General features: G+C 68.3%; 14 protein-coding genes. All 14 read left to right on the forward strand.

The features are described 5' to 3' along the window. The first annotated feature begins 113 nt into the window (after positions 1-113). Positions 114-3,578 carry a DNA-directed RNA polymerase subunit beta gene (rpoB, locus tag VFW71_00335; protein HEU5001211.1) on the forward strand — a complete coding sequence of 1,155 codons (3,465 nt, stop codon included), beginning with the start codon at positions 114-116 and terminating at the stop codon, positions 3,576-3,578. A gap of 1 nt (position 3,579) precedes the next feature. Then, positions 3,580-7,527, forward strand: coding sequence for a DNA-directed RNA polymerase subunit beta' (locus tag VFW71_00340; GenBank protein ID HEU5001212.1), 3,948 nt, complete (start codon positions 3,580-3,582; stop codon positions 7,525-7,527). A gap of 201 nt (positions 7,528-7,728) precedes the next feature. Continuing rightward, complete coding sequence (locus VFW71_00345) at positions 7,729-10,233, forward strand: ABC transporter ATP-binding protein (GenBank protein HEU5001213.1); 2,505 nt, start codon at positions 7,729-7,731, stop codon at positions 10,231-10,233. Positions 10,234-10,800: 567 nt separating this feature from the next. Beyond that, positions 10,801-11,175 carry a 30S ribosomal protein S12 gene (gene rpsL, locus VFW71_00350; protein ID HEU5001214.1) on the forward strand — a complete coding sequence of 125 codons (375 nt, stop codon included), beginning with the start codon at positions 10,801-10,803 and terminating at the stop codon, positions 11,173-11,175. Then, on the forward strand, positions 11,176-11,646 hold the full coding sequence (rpsG, locus tag VFW71_00355) for a 30S ribosomal protein S7 (protein HEU5001215.1): 471 nt from the start codon (positions 11,176-11,178) through the stop codon (positions 11,644-11,646). It abuts the gene before it with no gap. Between the two features lie 432 nt (positions 11,647-12,078). After that, on the forward strand, positions 12,079-14,115 hold the full coding sequence (gene fusA / locus VFW71_00360; protein ID HEU5001216.1) for an elongation factor G: 2,037 nt from the start codon (positions 12,079-12,081) through the stop codon (positions 14,113-14,115). Positions 14,116-14,195: 80 nt separating this feature from the next. Continuing rightward, a complete protein-coding gene (gene rpsJ, locus VFW71_00365; protein HEU5001217.1) occupies positions 14,196-14,510 on the forward strand; it encodes a 30S ribosomal protein S10 in 315 nt (104 codons plus the stop codon). A gap of 50 nt (positions 14,511-14,560) precedes the next feature. Next, entirely contained in the window at positions 14,561-15,226 is a 666-nt protein-coding gene (gene rplC, locus VFW71_00370; protein ID HEU5001218.1) for a 50S ribosomal protein L3, read from the forward strand. Further along, a complete protein-coding gene (rplD, locus tag VFW71_00375) occupies positions 15,223-16,071 on the forward strand; it encodes a 50S ribosomal protein L4 (protein ID HEU5001219.1) in 849 nt (282 codons plus the stop codon). Before rplC ends, rplD begins: the two co-directional genes overlap by 4 nt. Beyond that, positions 16,068-16,358: a 50S ribosomal protein L23 gene (gene rplW / locus VFW71_00380; protein ID HEU5001220.1), complete on the forward strand. Its 291-nt coding sequence runs from the start codon at positions 16,068-16,070 to the stop codon at positions 16,356-16,358. The genes rplD and rplW overlap by 4 nt, the downstream gene beginning before the upstream one ends. Positions 16,359-16,375: 17 nt before the next feature. Then, entirely contained in the window at positions 16,376-17,224 is an 849-nt protein-coding gene (gene rplB, locus VFW71_00385) for a 50S ribosomal protein L2 (protein HEU5001221.1), read from the forward strand. 7 nt (positions 17,225-17,231) lie between these two features. Next, positions 17,232-17,516, forward strand: coding sequence for a 30S ribosomal protein S19 (gene rpsS / locus VFW71_00390; protein HEU5001222.1), 285 nt, complete (start codon positions 17,232-17,234; stop codon positions 17,514-17,516). Then, the gene (gene rplV, locus VFW71_00395) at positions 17,516-18,115 is read left to right on the forward strand and encodes a 50S ribosomal protein L22 (GenBank protein ID HEU5001223.1); all 600 of its coding nucleotides are present in this window, start codon (positions 17,516-17,518) and stop codon (positions 18,113-18,115) included. Before rpsS ends, rplV begins: the two co-directional genes overlap by 1 nt. Beyond that, on the forward strand, positions 18,105-18,933 hold an 829-nt coding region (gene rpsC / locus VFW71_00400; GenBank protein ID HEU5001224.1), incomplete at its 3' end, for a 30S ribosomal protein S3. The genes rplV and rpsC, both read left to right, overlap by 11 nt.

Here is an 18,933-nt window from a genome sequence, read left to right on the forward strand (position 1 = left end):
GCAGGCGCGCAATGGGGGAAATCTCGCGCTCGCCAACCGGCCAAGTGAACGTTCTCGTAGTTTGATCGCGTACGTGACCCACACGTCGTACCAGCCGTAGAAGGAGGCACTGCTTGCCCAGCTCTTCCTCGCGCCAGCGACTTTCGTTTGCCCGCTTCCCCGAAATCCAGCCCGTGCCCGACCTCGTCGCCATCCAGCGGGAGTCGTTCGACTGGTTCCTGCACGAGGGTCTCCGGGAGACCTTCCGGGACATGTCACCGGTGGAGGACTTCACCGGCAACCTCCAGCTCGACTTCGGCGAGCACCGCTTCGATGAGCCCAAGCACACCGTCCAGGAGTGCAAGGAGAAGGACATGACCTTCTCCGCGCCTCTGTTCGTGACCGCTACGTTCATGAACAAGGAGACCGGGGAGATCAAAGAGCAAACCGTCTTCATGGGCGACTTCCCCATGATGACGAACAAGGGCACCTTCGTCATCAATGGGACGGAACGGGTCGTGGTCTCGCAGCTGGTCCGCTCCCCGGGCGTGTACTTCGACCGGACGCTGGACAAGACCTCGGACCGGGAGATCTTCGCCGCCAAGGTGATCCCCGCCCGTGGCGCCTGGCTGGAGTTCGAGACCGACAAGAAGGACACCGTCGGGGTGCGGATCGACCGCAAGCGCAAGCAGAACGTCACCGTGCTGCTGAAGGCGATGGGGCTGTCCTCCGAGGAGATCCTCTGGCTGTTCGACGACGCCGAGTCGATCCGCATCACCCTGGAGCGGGACCACATCGAGACCGCCGACGAGGCCCTCATGGACATCTACCGCAAGCTGCGGCCGGGCGAGCCCCCGACGCCGGACTCGGCGCGCACGCTGCTGGAGAACCTGTTCTTCAACTGGAAGCGCTACGACCTGGCCAAGGTGGGCCGCTACAAGGTGGACAAGAAGCTGGGCACCTCGAACGAGGCGATGACCACGGTCCTCAACCGGCTGCACGAGGAACTGACCGCCAATGACAAGCCCGGCAAGGAGCCGCAGGAGCAGGAGCGCTGGCGGGTCTTCGCCACCAACGACGAAGTGGTCCCCCGGGGCGCCCGGGCGCCCGGCTACAAGTCGATCCTGTCCTACGAGGACATCATCAAGGCGGTGGCCTACCTGGTGAAGCTGCACCGGGGCGATGAGGGCTACGAGGTGGACGACATCGACCACTTCGGCAACCGCCGGATCCGTTCGGTGGGCGAGCTGATCCAGAACCAGGTGCGGGTCGGCCTCTCCCGGATGGAGCGGGTGGTGCGCGAGCGCATGACCACCCAGGACGTCGAGGCGATCACGCCCCAGACCCTGATCAACATCCGCCCGGTGGTCGCCGCCATCAAGGAGTTCTTCGGCACCAGCCAGCTCAGCCAGTTCATGGACCAGACCAACCCGCTGACCGGGCTCACCCACCGCCGGCGCCTGAGCGCCCTGGGCCCCGGCGGTCTCAGCCGGGAGCGGGCCGGGTTCGAGGTCCGCGACGTGCACCCCAGCCACTACGGCCGGATGTGTCCCATCGAGACCCCGGAGGGGCCGAACATCGGCCTCATCGGATCGCTGGCCTCCTACGCCCGGATCAATGAGTTCGGTTTCATCGAGACCCCGTACCGGCGCATCGAGGCCGGCCACGTAACCGATGACGTCAACTACCTGACCGCCGACGAGGAGGACCGCCACGTCATCGCCCAGGCCAACGCGCCGCTGGACGACGCCGGGCGCTTCAGCGAGGACCACGTCCTGGTGCGCCGCAAGGGCGGCGAGCTGGACTTCGTGCCCGCCGAAGAGGTCGATTTCATGGACATCTCGCCGAAGCAGATCGTGTCGATCTCCGCCGCGCTGATCCCCTTCATCGAGCACGACGACGCCAACCGGGCCCTCATGGGCGCCAACATGCAGAAGCAGGCGGTGCCGCTGGTCCGCTCGGAGGCGCCGCTGGTGGGCACCGGGCTCGAGGGGCGCACCGCCCTGGACGCCGGCGACATGGTGCTGGCCGAGGCCCCGGGCGTGGTCGAGGAGGTCTCCGCCGACTATGTCATCGTCAAAGGCATCGACGGTGCCCGCAAGGAGTACCGGCTGCACAAGTTCCAGCGCTCCAACCAGGGCACGTGCATCAACCAGAAGCCCATCGTCTCCGAGGGTGACTCGGTGCAGCGGGGCTCGGTGATCGCCGACGGCCCCTCCACCGACCATGGCGAGCTGGCGCTCGGCAAGAACCTGCTGGTGGCCTTCATGCCCTGGGAGGGATTCAACTTCGAGGACGCCATCATCCTCTCGGAGCGCCTGGTGAAAGAGGACGTGCTCACCTCGGTCCACATCGAGGCCCACGAGGTGGATGCCCGGGACACCAAGCTGGGCGCCGAGGAGATCACCCGAGACATCCCGAACCTGGGCGAGGAGGTCCTGAAGGACCTCGACGAGCGGGGCATCATCCGCATCGGCGCCGAGGTCGCCACCGGCGATGTGCTGGTGGGCAAGGTCACCCCCAAGGGCGAGACCGAGCTGACCCCCGAGGAGCGCCTGCTCCGGGCGATCTTCGGCGAGAAGGCGCGCGAGGTGCGGGACACCAGCCTCAAGGTCCCCCACGGCGAGACCGGCAAGGTGATCGACGTCCGGGTGTTCTCCCGGGAGAACGGCGATGAGCTGCCCCCGGGCGTGAACCAGTTGGTGCGGGTGTACGTCGCCCAGAAGCGCAAGATCCAGGAGGGCGACAAGCTGGCTGGCCGCCACGGCAACAAGGGCGTCATCTCCAAGGTGCTTCCCGAGGAGGACATGCCCTTCATGGCCAACGGCACGCCGGTGGACATCATCCTCAACCCCCTGGGCGTGCCCTCCCGGATGAACCTGGGCCAGGTGCTGGAGAGCCACCTGGGCTGGGCCGCCAAGTACGGCTGGGAGTCCGAGCGGTTCAAGGACCACCCGGCCGACCCGGACGGCACCACCTGGGTGTCCACGCCGGTGTTCGACGGCGCCCGGGAGGAGGACATCATGGCCGCCCTCAAGGCCGCCAACCTCACCGGGCGGGCGCAGGTGCTGAACGAGGACGGCAAGGCCCAGCTGTACGACGGCCGCTCGGGCGAGCCCTACGACCACCCGATCACCGTCGGCTACCTGTACATCCTGAAGCTGCTCCACCTGGTGGACGACAAGATCCATGCCCGCTCCACCGGCCCCTACTCGATGATCACCCAGCAGCCCCTCGGCGGCAAGGCGCAGTTCGGCGGCCAGCGCTTCGGGGAGATGGAGGTGTGGGCGCTGGAGGCCTACGGCGCCGCCTACGCCCTGCAGGAGCTGCTGACCATCAAGTCGGACGACGTGCTGGGCCGGGTGAAGGTCTACGAGGCCATCGTCAAGGGCGAGAACATCCCGGAGCCCGGCATCCCGGAGAGCTTCAAGGTGCTGATCAAGGAAATGCAGTCGCTGTGCCTGAACGTCGAGGTGCTCTCGGCGGAGGGCAAGGAAATCGAGATGAAGGAGATCGACGAGGACGTGTACCGCACCGCAGAGGAGCTGGGAATCGATCTCTCCCGCAGGGAGCCCTCGAGCGTGGACATGGAGGCCTAGGTTGCTGGACGTCAACTACTTCGATGAGCTGCGTATCGGCCTGGCAACGGCCGATCAGATCCGCATGTGGTCCAACGGCGAGGTCAAGAAGCCGGAGACCATCAACTACCGCACGCTGAAGCCCGAGAAGGACGGCCTCTTCGACGAGCGCATCTTCGGGCCCACCAAGGACTGGGAGTGCTACTGCGGCAAGTACAAGCGGGTGCGGTTCAAGGGCATCATCTGCGAGCGGTGCGGCGTCGAGGTCACCCGGGCCAAGGTGCGCCGGGAGCGCATGGGCCACATCGAGCTCGCCGCCCCCGTCACCCACATCTGGTACTTCAAGGGCGTCCCCAGCCGCTTGGGCTACCTGCTGGACCTGGCGCCCAAGGAGCTGGAGAAGGTTATCTACTTCGCCGCCTACCTCATCACCCACGTGGACGAGGCCAAGCGGTCGCGCGACCTCGCCACGCTCGAGACCGCCATCCGCAAGGAGATCGAGCAGGTCGAAACCGATGCCGAGACCCGGCGCAACCGCTACGCCGAGGAGCTGGAGGCCAAGCTCGCCGACCTGGAGTCCAAGGGCGAGAAGGCTGCCACCCTCAACCGGGCGCGCAAGGACACCGAGCGGGCCATCAAGGAGCTCGACGCCCGGCGGGAGCGTGACGTCGCCCTGCTGGAGCAGACCTGGAACACCTTCCGGAGCCTGTCGCCCCGCCAGCTGGTGGACAACGAGATCATCTGGCGGGAGCTGCGCGACCGCTTCGGCGACTACTTCCGGGGCGGCATGGGGGCCGAGGCGGTCAAGGAGCTGCTCCACGGACTCAACCTCCGGGAGGAGGAGGAGTCCCTGAAGGAGACCGTGCGCTCGGGCAAGGGCCAGCGCAAGGCCCGGGCCATCAAGCGGCTGAAGGTCATCTCCCCGTTCACCACCGAGGGCGGCAAGAACTCGCCGATGGGCATGGTGCTGGACGCGGTGCCCGTCATCCCGCCGGACCTCCGCCCCATGGTCCAGCTGGACGGCGGCCGCTTCGCCACCTCGGACCTCAACGACCTCTACCGCCGGGTGATCAACCGGAACAACCGCCTGAAGCGGCTGCTGGACCTCGGCGCCCCGGAGATCATCGTCAACAACGAGAAGCGCATGCTGCAGGAGGCGGTCGACGCCCTGTTCGACAACGGGCGCCGCGGCCGGCCGGTCACCGGGCCGGGCAACCGCCCGCTGAAGAGCCTCTCGGACATGCTGAAGGGCAAGCAGGGCCGGTTCCGCCAGAACCTGCTGGGCAAGCGGGTGGACTACTCGGGCCGGTCGGTCATCGTCGTCGGCCCGCAGCTCAAGCTGCACCAGTGCGGCCTGCCCAAGGTCATGGCCCTGGAGCTGTTCAAGCCCTTCGTGATGAAGCGCCTGGTGGATGCCGGCATCGCCCAGAACATCAAGTCCGCCAAGCGGATGGTCGAGCGCGCCCGGCCGCACGTGTGGGACATCCTCGAGGAGGTCATCCGGGATCACCCGGTGATGCTGAACCGGGCGCCCACCCTGCACCGCCTCGGCATCCAGGCCTTCGAGCCGATCCTGGTGGAAGGCAAGGCCATCAAGATCCACCCGCTGGTGTGTGCGGCCTTCAACGCCGACTTCGACGGCGACCAGATGGCGGTGCACGTGCCCCTGTCGGCCGAGGCGCAGGCCGAGGCCCGGCTGCTGATGCTGTCCACCAACAACATCCTGTCGCCGGCGCACGGCACCCCGATCGTCACGCCCACCCAGGACATGATCCTGGGCACCTACTACCTCACGATGGACCCGTACGGGCGGGCCCTCGCCCGGACGCATGAGGGCAAGCCCAAGCGGGCGTTCGCGTCGGTGGCCGAGGCATTGCTGGCCTACGACTTCCACACCGTGGTGCTGCAGGAGCCCGTGCTGGTGCGCCTCAAGGGCAAGCTGGGCCCGGGCGAGACTCTGGAGGAGACCGAGGCCACCGCGGCGGTCCCCGCCAACGAGGACGACGAGGACGCCGAGGGCGGGCCCCGGGCCATGCCGCTCATCGAGACCACCGTCGGCCGGCTGATCTTCAACGAGGCCATGCCGGGCGACTTCCCGTACGTCAACCGGGTGGTGGGCAAGCGGGAGCTCAACCAGATCCTGGAGAACCTCTCCGAGCGCTACGACAAGGTGGACATCGCCCGGACGCTGGACGCCATCAAGGGCATCGGCTTCCACTACGCCACCAAGGCGGGCGTCACCATCGGGGTGACCGACGCCACCCCGGCGCCGCGCAAGCCGGCCATCCTGGCCGAGTACGAGCGCCAGGCGGACAAGGTCGAGACCCAGTACCGGCGGGGCATCATCACTGACGACGAGCGGCGCCAGGAACTCATCGAGATCTGGACCAAGGCCACCGACGAGGTGAAGGAAGACATGGAGCACGCCTTCCGGAGCCAGGACCTGAACCCGATCTACATGATGGCCAACTCCGGCGCCCGAGGGAACATCATGCAGGTCCGCCAGATCGCCGGGATGCGTGGCCTGGTGGCCAACCCCCGGGGCGAGATCATCCCGCGGCCCATCAAGGCCAACTTCCGGGAGGGCCTGACCGTCCTCGAGTACTTCATCTCCACCCACGGCGCCCGCAAGGGCCTGGCCGACACCGCCCTGCGCACCGCCGACTCCGGGTACCTCACCCGGCGCCTGGTGGACGTCTCCCAGGAGCTCATCGTCCGGGAGATCGACTGCGGCACCGAACGGGGCATCCCGGTGTACGTCACCGTGACGCACCCGATCAGCGGGCTGCGGGTGGAGGGCCCATCGCTGGACACCAAGCTGTTCGGCCGGACCTCCCTGGAGACGGTCACCGGGGCGGACGGCGAGGTGATCGTCACCGCCGGCGAGCAGGTCGACCGGCCGAAGGAGCGCCGGCTGGCCGCCGAGGGCATCGACTCGATCCGGGTCCGCTCGGTGCTGACCTGCGACGCCAAGTACGGCGTCTGCCTCATGTGCTACGGCCGCAACATGGCCACCGGTGCCCTGGTGGACATCGGCGAGGCGGTCGGCATCATCGCCGCCCAGTCGATCGGTGAGCCGGGCACCCAGCTCACCATGCGCACGTTCCACACCGGTGGCGTCGCCGGTGAGGACATCACCCACGGCCTCCCCCGGGTCGTCGAGCTCTTCGAGGCCCGCACGCCCAAGGGCAAGGCGACCATCGCCAAGATCCCAGGCCGGGTGGAGATCGAGGAGGCGGAGACCAAGAAGATCGTGCGGGTCGTCGGCGAGGATGGCCGGGAGGAGGAGTACCCGGTGTCCCGGCGCCAGCGCCTGCGGGTCGACAACGGCGACCTCGTCGAGCCCGGCGACCAGATCACCGAGGGCTCGATCGACCCCCACGACATGCTGGAGGTCGGCGGCATCCGGGCGGTGCAGCTGTACCTGGTCCAGGAGGTCCAGCAGGTCTACAAGTCCCAGGGCGTGCCGATCCACGACAAGCACATCGAGCTGATCGTGCGCCAGATGCTGCGCAAGGTCAGCGTGATCGAGCCCGGGGACACCGAGTTCCTGCCCGGCGACCTGGCGGACCGCAAGCTGTTCGAGGCGGCCAACCAGGAGGTCATGGCGTCGGGCGGCGAGCCCGCCACCGCCCGGCCGATCCTCATGGGGATCACGAAGTCGTCCCTGGCCACCGAGAGCTGGCTGTCGGCGGCGTCCTTCCAGGAGACCACCCGGGTGCTCACCGACGCCGCCATCAAGGGCAAGTCGGACTCGCTGCTCGGCCTGAAGGAGAACGTGATCATCGGCAAGCTGATCCCGGCCGGCACCGGGATGACCCGGTACCGCTCGATCCAGGTGACCCCGGCGGCCGAGGTCGCCCAGCTCCTGGAGCTGCTGCGCCGGGAGGACGAGGAGCGCCGCGCCCAGCGGGAGGCCGAGATGGCCAACCGCCCGGTGTACGACGAAGAGGAAGAGGTCAGCTTCTAGCTTCTCCGGGTTCGGTTGCGGTCTGGGGCCGCCCTTCGGGGCGGCCCCGGCGCGTTTGGACGAATGGCTCAAGGGCATAAAGAAACCCTCATTTGACCGTCGTTCGTACGCTAGATAGTCTGGAAGTTCTCAAGCGGGTCTTAAGGTCGACTGTCTGGTCGGACCGGCCCGCCGGCAGGACCAGGGGAACGGGGGCCCAGGGTGCTCGATGTCCTTCGTGGTGTCTCGGAGGAGATGCTGCGGGCGGCCTCGCCTGCCTCGGGGCATCTGAACGTCCTGTCGTACGTTCGAGGGCCGGCAATCCTCATCGTCGGGGTGCTGGCCGTCCTGGCCGTGCGGTCCACCGGGCGCCGGCGGGCGATGCGGGAGGCGCGAGCGGAGCTGCCCGGCCCCGTTGAAGGGAAACTTGTGGAAACCGCCGCCACTATGGCGGTCCAATCCACAAGTTTTGCCTGGGGCGAGCCTGAACCCGATCTTGGACCCGATCTTGGACCCGATCTTGGGCCCGAGCCCGGTGCACCGGCTGGTCCCAACGGGGTCTCTGCGCCCTGGGCACCAGCCCCGGCGCCCGACGCCCTGCCGCTGGTCCTCCTGGACGGCACCACCCCCACCGCGGTGGTCAGCTCCACCCGGGCCTCGCGCCGCTCCACCGAGGAGCCTCCCGCCCGGGAACGCAGGGCGAAGGCCAGGACCAGGGGCCCCGACCCGCAACCCCAGAACAAGCCCGAGAAGCACGCCGGCAGGAAGGCCAGGAAGGCCGCCCCCGAGCTGTCCATGGCGCCCTACACCCCGCCGCCCGAGCCCCCCGCCGATCATCAGGCCCCCGCCGGCAAGCCCCGCCGGGCCGACCGCCCGCGCAGCCCGGCGAAGACGCTGCGCCGGTTCCTCCGGCCCTACCGGTGGCGTCTCGGGGTGGCGTCCGTCCTGTCGGTCATGGAGACCACGCTGGAGGTGCTCCGCCCGTGGCCCCTGGCGCTGGCGGTGGACTATGCCATCGGGGGCAAGCGGCTGACCGGCTGGCTGGCCCCCCTGCGCCCGCTCACGCCCGGGCAGCTGGCCGGGGTGGCGGCGCTCAGCCTGCTGGTGATCGTCGCGGTGGGCGGCCTGATGAAATACCTCATCGAGTGCCTGATCGGGTCGGCCTCCGAGCGCATCGGCGCCGACATCCGGGTGGCCGCCTTCGCCAAGCTCACATCCCTCTCCCTGCGCTTCCACGACCGCAACCGCACCGGCGACCTCGTCACCCGCCTGACCTCCGACGTCAGCCGGGTGCAGGACGCCACGGTGGCCTGGTTCGAGACCCTGGTGCCCGAGGGGCTCTCGCTGCTCGGCATGATGGGGGTGCTGTTCGTCATCGACCGGGAGCTCGGGGCAGCCGCTCTCGTGGTCATCCCCATCCTGAGCGTCCTCGGGGTGGTGTCCCGGCGGCGGATCCGGGAGGTGCAGCGCCAGACACGCACTCTCTTCGGCAACATGGCAAGCCGGGCCACCGACTCGTTGCGCAACGTCCGGGTGGTGCAGGCCTTCGCCCGGGGGCACCATGAACAGCGCCGCTTCCGCTCCGCCTCCGACGACGCGGCCGGCAGTGCGGTCGAGGCGGTCGAGGTCATGGCGCGGTTCGCGCCGCTCACCGAGTCTGTTCTCGCCGCCGGCTCCGGCCTGGTGCTCTTCGTCGGGGTGCTCCGGGTCATCGACCACCGGCTCTCCGTCGGGACGCTCCTGGTGGTGCTGACGTACGTCACTGGGATGTACGGCCCCATCGGCGCCCTGACCCGGATGGTGTCGATGATGGCGAAGGGCACCGCCAGCCGGGAGCGGCTCGCCGAGATCCTGAACTGTGACGAGGTGGTGAGCGAGAAGCCGAATCCCGCCGAGATGCCGGCCGGGATGCTGGGGCTGTCCTTGGACGGCGTCAGCTTTGCCTACCGGGACGGGAGCCCGGCGGTGTCCGATCTGAGTTTCCAGGTGCTGCCCGGCGAGGTCGCCTGCGTGGTCGGGGCGAGCGGTGCGGGCAAGTCCACCCTGCTCTCCCTCCTGCTGCGCCTCTACGACCCCGACGAGGGCACGATCCGGGTCAACGGCCAAGACCTGCGCAACATCCGGCTCGCGGGCCTGCGCGACCGCCTGTCGCTGGTCCCCCAGGACCCCTGGATCCTCGACGGCACCGTCGAGGACAACATCATCTTCGGCCAGCCCAACGCCACCCCGGGCGACGTCCGGCAGGCGGCCGCCCTGGCCCTGGTGGACGAGTTCGTGGACCGGATGCCCGACGGCTACGCCACCGAGGTGGGCGAAGGGGGCGGCCAGCTCTCGGGCGGCCAGCGCCGGCGCCTGGCGCTCGCCCGGGCCATCGTCCGGGACTGCTCGTTGCTGCTGCTGGACGAGCCCACCAACGGCCTGGACGCCGAGTCCGAGGCCACCGTGATGGCCGCCCTGCGCCGGGCGATCGAGGGCCGCACGGCGATCATCGTCTCGCACGCCCTCAGCGTGGCGGCGGGGTCCGACTGGGTGATCGTCCTCGAGGGAGGCCGGATCGCCGAGCAGGGGCGCCCGGTGGACCTGCTGGCGGCCGGCGGGGCCTTCGCCCGCCTCTGGTCGTTCCAGGGGCTGCCGGACGTGGCCACCATCGTCGCCCGCTCGGACGCCCTGGCGCCTAAGCGTTCGGGAGGATTCGGCCGCCGGCGCACCGGGGCCATGGCTTCATGATGAAGTTTTTTTAAGGAGAAATGGAGACGTTCGCGCACGCATCGGTTTCGATACGGGGTAACAAACCAATAGTATCCATGACAGGGCTGCACTCTGAGACGAGAGTGCCAACGGGGGAAAGGGGAAAGAAATGATCAAGGACGCACCTCTGGGCTGGCACCACGACGACGATGACGACGACGACGGTGGCGAGGGCGGCGGCGGCCTTCTCGGCGGCGGCATCTTCATCGGGCTGGTCATTCGCCTGTAGCTCCCGCGCACTGTAAGGAGGCGGGCCGGCCACCGGCTCGCCTCTTTTGTTTTCCGGTTAGGCGGCGCAGCTGTCGAGGCTCGCGAAAATGCGGGCAACGTGACCCCAACCCTGCGGGCATCTGCCGGAGACGAGGCGGGGGAGCCTCAGGGGGCTGGGTTGACCGGCTGCGCTTCTGGTGATACGTTCATCCCTCGCGCCTCAGCCTGCCTGGTGGAAAGCCAGGGTCTCAGGCTGGGATGCGAGTCCGATCGGCCACCCGATGCAGCACGATCCCCGGGTGCCACGCGCCACAGACGGTCAAGGAAGGACGAAGAGTGCCCACGATCCAGCAGCTCCTGCGGGACGGCCGCGAGACGCAGGTCACCAAGACCAAGACGCCCGCCCTCCGCGGGTGCCCGCAGCGCCGCGGGGTGTGCACCCAGGTGAAGACCACCACCCCCAAGAAGCCCAACTCGGCCCTGCGCAAAATCGCCCGGGTGCGGCTCACCACCGGGGTCGAGGTGACCGCCTACATCCCGGGGATCGGCCACAACCTCCAGGAACACTCCATCGTGCTCGTCCGGGGGGGCCGCGTGAAGGACCTGCCCGGTGTGCGCTACAAGATCGTCCGGGGCACGCTGGACACCGCCGGCGTCCGCAACCGCAAGAAGGCCCGCAGCCGCTACGGGGCCAAGAAAGAGAAGAAGTAGATGCCGCGCAAAGGACCAGCCATCAAGCGGGAGCCCGCGCCGGACCCCATCTACCACAATCCCCTCGCCACGCAGTTCATCAACCGCATCATGCTGCGGGGCAAGAAGTCCCTGGCCGAGAAGATCGTGTACGGGGCACTCAAGATCATCTCCGAAAAGACCGGGGGCGACCCCACCCAGACGCTGCGCAAAGCGGTGGAGGGGGCCCGGCCACTCATCGAGGTCAAGTCCCGGCGGGTCGGTGGCGCCACCTACCAGGTGCCCATGGAGGTGCCCTCGCGGCGCTCAACCACCCTGGCAATCCGGTGGATCGTCAACTACTCGCGGGTCCGCCGGGAGCGCACCATGGCCCAGCGCCTGGCCGGCGAATTGATGGATGCAGCCAACGGGGTCGGGGCGTCGGTGAAGCGGCGGGAAGACCTGCACAAGATGGCAGAGGCAAACAAGGCATTCGCACACTATCGGTGGTAAATAGCCGTACGAGGGAATAAGAGGGAGTCCCTCGCCGGTGAGGTAGGCTGTGGTGTCCGAACTTCGAGCGTAGACAGGCGTGGGCACGGCCGCAGCGTCAAAACGGCCCAGCCATCTGGCGTACAGGAGGAGGCGGCATTGCGCAGAGGCAAATGGGAGGTGTCGCAGAGGTAGCTCTGTGCACGCTGCGATACCGCCCGGCCGGGAGCAGAATGCCCGGCCGTTTTGCTGCCAGGAAACAAGTGGCGCCCAGAAGCAAAGGTTCGAAGAAAACTAGGGGGTAGTGAAGGGTTGGTGGTACGAGCGATGGCAACAGAACCTGAGGTCCTCCGGAACGACAAGCCGGCGCTGCGCGCCGTCGAGGGCACCGGCAAGGGCGGCGCGCCCTTGATCCGGGAGTACCCGCTCGGCCGGACCCGCAACATCGGGATCATGGCCCACATCGACGCGGGCAAGACCACGACCACCGAGCGCATCCTCTATTACACCGGCCGCACCTACAAGATGGGCGAGGTCCACGAGGGCGCCGCGGTGATGGACTGGATGGTCCAGGAGCAGGAGCGGGGCATCACCATCACCTCCGCCGCCACCACCTGCCGGTGGAAGGACCACTGGATCAACATCATCGACACCCCGGGCCACGTGGACTTCACCGTCGAGGTGGAGCGCTCGCTGCGGGTGCTGGACGGGGCCGTGGCCATCTTCGACGCCGTCGCCGGGGTCGAGCCCCAGACCGAGACCGTCTGGCGCCAGGCCGACCGCTACCGGGTGCCCCGCATGTGCTTCATCAACAAGATGGATCGCCTCGGGGCAGACTTCGACATGACGGTGGACATGATCCGGGACCGCCTCGGAGCCCACCCGCTCCCGGTGCAGATCCCGTGGGGCAAAGAAGCCGACTTCCACGGTGTTATCGACCTCATCGAGATGAAGGGCCGCTACTGGACCACCGACAAGGGTGATGTCTGGGAGGACCGCGAGATCCCCGCTGAACTCAAGGACGAGGCCGAGCACTGGCGTCACGAGCTCTTCGAGGCCCTGGCCGAGTTCGACGACGAGGTCATGGAGGCCTACGTCCACGGCGGCGAGCCCAGCCCGGAGCACCTCCGCAGCGCCGTGCGCAAGGCCACCCTGGCGGGCGAGGCGACACCGGTTCTGTGCGGCACCGCCTTCAAGAACAAGGGCGTGCAGCCGCTGCTCGACGCCATCGTGGCCTACCTGCCCTCCCCGCTCGACGTGCCGCCGGTCGTGGGCGAGAACCCCCGGGGCGAGGGCACCATCGAGCGCAAGGCGGAGGACACTGCGCCGTTCTGCGCCTTGGCCTTCAAGATCATGTCCGACCCCCACGTCGGCCGGCTGACCTACTTCCGGGTGTACTCGGGCACGGTGCGGGCCGGCGGCGCGGTCTCCAACTCCACCCGGGACCGAAAGGAGCGCATCGGGCGCATCCTGCAGATGCACGCCAACCACCGGGAGGACAAAGAAGCCGCCTTCACCGGCGACATCGTGGCCGTGGTGGGACTGAAGCAGACCTTCACCGGCGACACGCTGTGCGACCCCAACCAACCGATCATCCTCGAGGCACCCACCTTCGCCGCCCCCGTGATCTCCATGGCCATCGAGCCCAAGACCAAAGTGGACCAGGAGCGCCTGGCCACCGCGCTCCAGCGGCTGGCCGAGGAGGACCCCACCTTCCAGATCCGCACGGACCTGGAGACCGGGCAGACCATCATCTCGGGCATGGGCGAGCTGCACCTCGAGGTGCTGGTGGACCGCCTCACCCGGGAGTTCAAGGTGGATGCCAACGTCGGCAAGCCGCAGGTGGCCTACCGGGAGACCGTCCGCAAGCCCGCCCACCACGTGGTGCTGCGCTACGTCAAGCAGACCGGTGGCAAGGGCCAGTTCGCCCACGTGGTGCTGGACCTGGAGCCCCTGGGGCCGGGCGGCGGCTTTGAGTTCGTCAGCCAGATCAAGGGCGGCGCCATCCCGGTCGAGTACATCCCGGCGGTGGACGAGGGCGTCCAGGACGCCATGGCCGGCGGTGTGCTGGCCGGCTACCCGATGGTGGACATCCGGGTCACCCTCGTGGACGGCTCCTACCACGAGGTGGACTCCTCGGAGATGGCCTTCAAGATCGCCGGGTCCATGGCGCTGAAGCAGGCGGCCGGCCAGGCGGGCCCCACGTTGCTCGAGCCCGTGATGGAGGTCGAGGTTGTGACCCCGGAGGACTTCATGGGCGAGGTCATCGGCGATGTCAACAGCCGCCGGGGCCGCATCGAGAAGTTGGATAACCGGGGCACATCCCGTATCATCCGTGCCTTCGTGCCTCTCGCCGAGATGTTCGGCTACGCCACGGACCTACGCAGCCGCACCCAAGGCCGGGCGACGTACACGATGCAGTTCCACTCGTACCAGGAAGTGCCCGCATCCCTGTCGGAGCAGATCGTCAAGCGGGTCCGGGGTTACTAGCGAGTAGTCGGCGAGAAGAGAACCGTAGCCGCAGGGCGGAGCGACAGACGTAGCCGCGGAGCGAAAGAAAAAAGGGGCACATGGCCAGCCAGAAGATCCGCATCAAGCTCAAGGCGTATGACCACGAGGTCATCGACCAGAGCGCGCGCAAGATCGTGGACACGGTGACCCGGACGGGAGCCGGCGTGCACGGTCCCATCCCCCTCCCGACGCGGATCGAGCGGGTCACGGTCATCCGGTCCCCACACAAGGACAAGGACTCCCGCGAGCACTTCGAGATGCGGACCCACAAGCGGATGATCGACATCTTGGACCCGACGCCCAAGACCGTGGACAGCCTGCAGCGGCTGGACCTCCCGGCTGGCGTCGATATCGAGATCAAGCTGAACCTCTAGGAATGCACGGCAGCACCGAGCAGTGAGGCGCGAGATATGGCGGCAGTAACTTGGCTCTAGTTACAAAGGGCATCTTCGGCGTGAAGGTCGGGATGACCCAGGTCTTCGACGAGTCGTCGCGGGTGATCCCCGTGACAGTGGTGCGCGCCGGGCCGTGCACGGTCTCGGCCCTCCGCACGCCGGAGAAGGACGGCTACACCGCCATCCAGCTCGCATTCGGCGAGGTCCCCCCCCGCAAGCTCAACAAGCCGGAGATGGGGCACCTGAAGGCGGCCTCCATCGCGCCGATGCGCCACCTCGGCGAGGTGCGCGTCGAGTCCTCGGAAGGGTTCACGGTCGGCCAGGAAATCCTGGCCGATGTCTTTGCCAAGGGGGAGCGGGTGGACGTCGTGGGCACCTCCAAGGGCAAGGGCTTCAGCGGCGTCATGCGCCGCCACGGGTTCAAGGGCCTGTCCGCCAGCCACGGCACCGAGCGCAAGCACCGCTCGCCGGGCTCGGTGGGCGCCAGCGCCACCCCGTCCCGCATCTTCAAAGGCGTCCGGATGGCGGGCCAGTTGGGCCACTCCCGGGTGACCATGCTGAACCTCGAGGTGGTCGAGGCTGACCCCAAGCGCAACCTCCTGCTGATCCGGGGCGCGGTGCCGGGCCCGGACGGGGGCGTCGTGCTGGTGCGCTCCTCGGTCAAGGCCAAGGCCAACAAGGCGGGTGCATCATGAGCGTGGCCGCGTTTGTCGATGCCGACGGCAAGGCCACCGGTCAGGTCCAGCTCCCGGACGACATCTTTGACGTCGACCCCAACGTGCCGGTCATGCACGCGGTGGTGCGGGCACACCTCGCCGCAGCCCGAGCGGGGACGCACTCCACCAAGACCCGGGCCGAGGTCCGGGGGGGCGGCAAGAAGCCCTGGCGCCAGAAGGGGACCGGGCGTGCGCGCCACGGCTCCTCCCGGGAGCCGCAGTGGGTGGGCGGCGGCGTCGCCCACGGGCCGAAGCCCCGCGACTACACGTTCCAGCTGACCAAGAAGACCCGCGCCCTCGCCCTGCGCTGCGCCTTGAGCGACCGGGCGCGGGAGGGCAGCCTCATCGTGGTGGACGCCCCGGTCTTCAGCGAGCCCAAGACCAAGAAGGGCGCCGAGTTGCTGAAAAGCTGGGGTGCCTCGGGCAAGGTCCTGCTGGTCACCGGCCGGCTGACCGGCGACGGCGACGCCCGGTCGGACACCTGGAAGTCATTCCGCAACCTGCCCCAGGTCCTGATGGTGCGCGTGCCCACCACCTACACGGTGCTGGCGGCCGACGTGGTGGTCCTGACCCGGGAGGCGCTGGCCCAGATCACCAAGGCCGATATCGCCGTCGATGCGGCGCCGGCCGCTGCCGAGGCCGAGCCGGTTTCTGCCGAGCAGGCAAAGGCGGAGACCGAAGTTGCCGCCGAGGCGCAGGAAATCGCGGACGACGCGGCGGATGAAGAAGCAATGGACGAGGCCGTGGTGGTGGCCGAGGCCCAGGAGATCGCCGATGAAGCCTCCGATGGCGAGGCGGATGGCGACGAGGAGGAGGCCGAATGAGCGTCTCGCCCCGCGACATCATCCTGCGGCCCGTGGTCTCGGAGAAGTCCTACGGCCTGATCGACCACGACACCTACACGTTCATCATCCCCCGCTCGGCCACCAAGACGGACGTCCGCCAGGCGGTGGAGAAGATCTGGGGGGTCAAGGTCTCGTCGGTCAACACCATCAACCGCAAGGGCAAGACCAAGCGCACCCGCAATGTCGCCGGCCAGCGTGCCAGCTCCAAGCGGGCCATCGTCAAGCTCGCCGAAGGCGACAAGATCGAACTCTTCGAGACGAGATAAGGGATCACTAGGCGCCCATGACCGTACGCAAAGCCAAGCCCACCACCCCCGGACGCCGCGGGGCGTCGTTTGCCGACTTCTCCGGCCTGACCAAGACCAAGCCGGAGCGGTCCCTCACCGTCCCGAAGCCGAAGAAGGCCGGCCGCAACGTCCACGGGCGCATCACTGCCCGGCACCAGGGCGGCGGCCACAAGCAGCAGTACCGGATCATCGACTTCCGCCGGGACAAGGACGGGATCCCCGCCAAGGTCGCCACCATCGAGTACGACCCCAACCGCAACGCCCGTATCGCACTGCTGCACTACGTGGATGGGGAGAAGCGGTACATCATCTGCCCGGACAAGGTGGCCGTGGGCGACATGCTGCAGAGCGGCGTGGGATCCGAGATCCGACCGGGCAACGCGCTGCAGCTCAGGAACATCCCCGTGGGTACCGTGGTACACAATATTGAGATCAAGCCCGGCGGCGGGGCGAAAATTGCCCGGTCCGCAGGGGCCTCGGTCCAGTTGGTTGCCAAAGAGACCACGGCCGGAGACACGGCCATGGCCACACTGCGCCTCCCCTCGGGTGAGGTGCGGCTGATCCCGGTGATCTGCCGGGCCACGGTGGGCGAGGTGGGCAACAAGGAGGCCGAGCTGGTTTCGATCGGCAAGGCAGGCCGCAGCCGGTGGCAGAACCGCCGGCCCAGCGTCCGTGGCGTGGCCATGAACCCCGTCGACCACCCCCTGGGTGGTGGCGAGGGCAAGGCCTCGGGCGGGCGCAACCCCGTCTCACCATGGGGCAAGAAAGAAGGACGGACGCGCAAGAAGGGCAAGTACTCGGACGCATACATCGTGCGCCGTCGCGGAGCAAAGCGGGGAGGGTGAAGCACCAGTGCCAAGATCGTTAGCCAAAGGCCCGTTTGTCGACGACCACCTTCTCAAGAAGGTGGACGATCTGAACCGGCGCGGGGACAAGCGGGTCATCAAGACCTGGTCCCGCCGCTCCACCCTGATCCCCGACATGGTCGGGCACACCATCGCGGTCCACGACGGGCGCAAGCATGTGCCGGTCTACGTGACCGAGGCCATGGTGGGCCACAAGCTGGGCGAGTTTGCGCCCACCCGGACCTTCCGCACGCACGGCCACCACACCGAGCGAAGCTCGAGGCTCAAGTAATGGCTCCTCCCAAGAGCGCTCCCCGGACCGCACACGCCGGCGCCCGCTACCTGCGGCTCAGCCCCACCAAGGTCAACCAGGTGGCGGCGCTGATCCGCAACACCCACGTGGACGAGGCCCGCCGGGTGCTGGCCTTCATCCCCAAGAACGCCAGCCGGGAGCTGTCCAAGGTGCTGGAGGCGGCCATCGCCAACGCCGAGCACAACCACGACCTGCACGCCGACGAGCTCTACGTCAAGACGGTGACCGCCGATGAGGGCCCCACCCTCAAGCGGTTCCGCCCCCGGGCGCAGGGCCGGGCGTACCGGATCCGCAAGCGCACCAGCCACATCAACATCGTCCTGGAGCGCCGGGTGGCGGAGTCCGACTCCCGCAGCGCCGCCGACAAGGCCGCCAGCAGTGAGAAGGCCGCACGGCGCTGGCGCCGCAACGCCGAGGCCGGCGAGGCAGCTACCGCAGGTGGTACCAAGGCCAAGACCGGCAGGACCGGACCCACCGAGGGTTCCAGGAAGGGGCCCATTTCGCGCTCCGGGAGGGGCTCCCTGGCCCGCTCCAAGAAGTCGCCGACGTCCGGCAAAGGAGGCCAGCGTGGGTCATAAAGTTCATCCCTACGGGCTACGCCTGGGGATTGTCACCGACTGGAAGTCCCGCTGGTACGCAGAGGGCAACCAGTACCGCCAGTACGTCCTGGCGGACGACCGCATCCGTGAATACCTGAAGAACCTGCTGCCGCACGCCGCGATCAGCCGCATCGAGATCGAGCGGACCCGGGAGCGGGTGCGCGTGGACGTGCACACCGCCCGGCCGGGCATCGTCATCGGCCGCCGCGGTGTGCAGGCCGACGAGATCCGCGCCGCCTTGGAGTCCATGGAGACCAAGGCCGCCCGGGCCGTCGTGGGCAAGGACGTCAACATCCAGGTGCAGCTCAACATCATCGAGGTCAAGGCCCCGGACCTGGACTCCCAGCTCCTGGCCCAGGCCGTCGCCGAGCAGCTGAGTTCCCGGGTGTCGTTCCGCCGGGCCATGCGCAAGGCCGTGAACACCGCCATCAAGGCCGGTGCCCAGGGCGTCAAGATCTCCTGCGCCGGCCGCCTTGGTGGAGCTGAGATGAGCCGCCGCGAGGGCTATCACGAGGGCAAGGTGCCGCTGCACACGCTGCGGGCGGACATCGACTACGGCTTCACCGAGGCCCGCACCACCTTCGGCCGCATCGGTGTCAAGGTCTGGATCTACAAGGGCGACATCGTCCCGGTCCGTGAGTCCGCCCGCCGGCGTGCCGAGGCGGAGGAAGGTGCCGCGGCGATCGCTGCCGAGGCATCCGCTCGCCCGGGTTCCTCCGAGCGCCCGCCCGGCCGTGACGCCCGCCCGCCCCGCCGCTCCGCACCTCCCGCCTCCCGCGGCGGTGGCCCTGCCGGCC

Source organism: Actinomycetota bacterium, assembly GCA_035765775.1.
GTDB lineage: Bacteria > Actinomycetota > CADDZG01 > JAHWKV01 > JAOPZY01 > DASTWV01.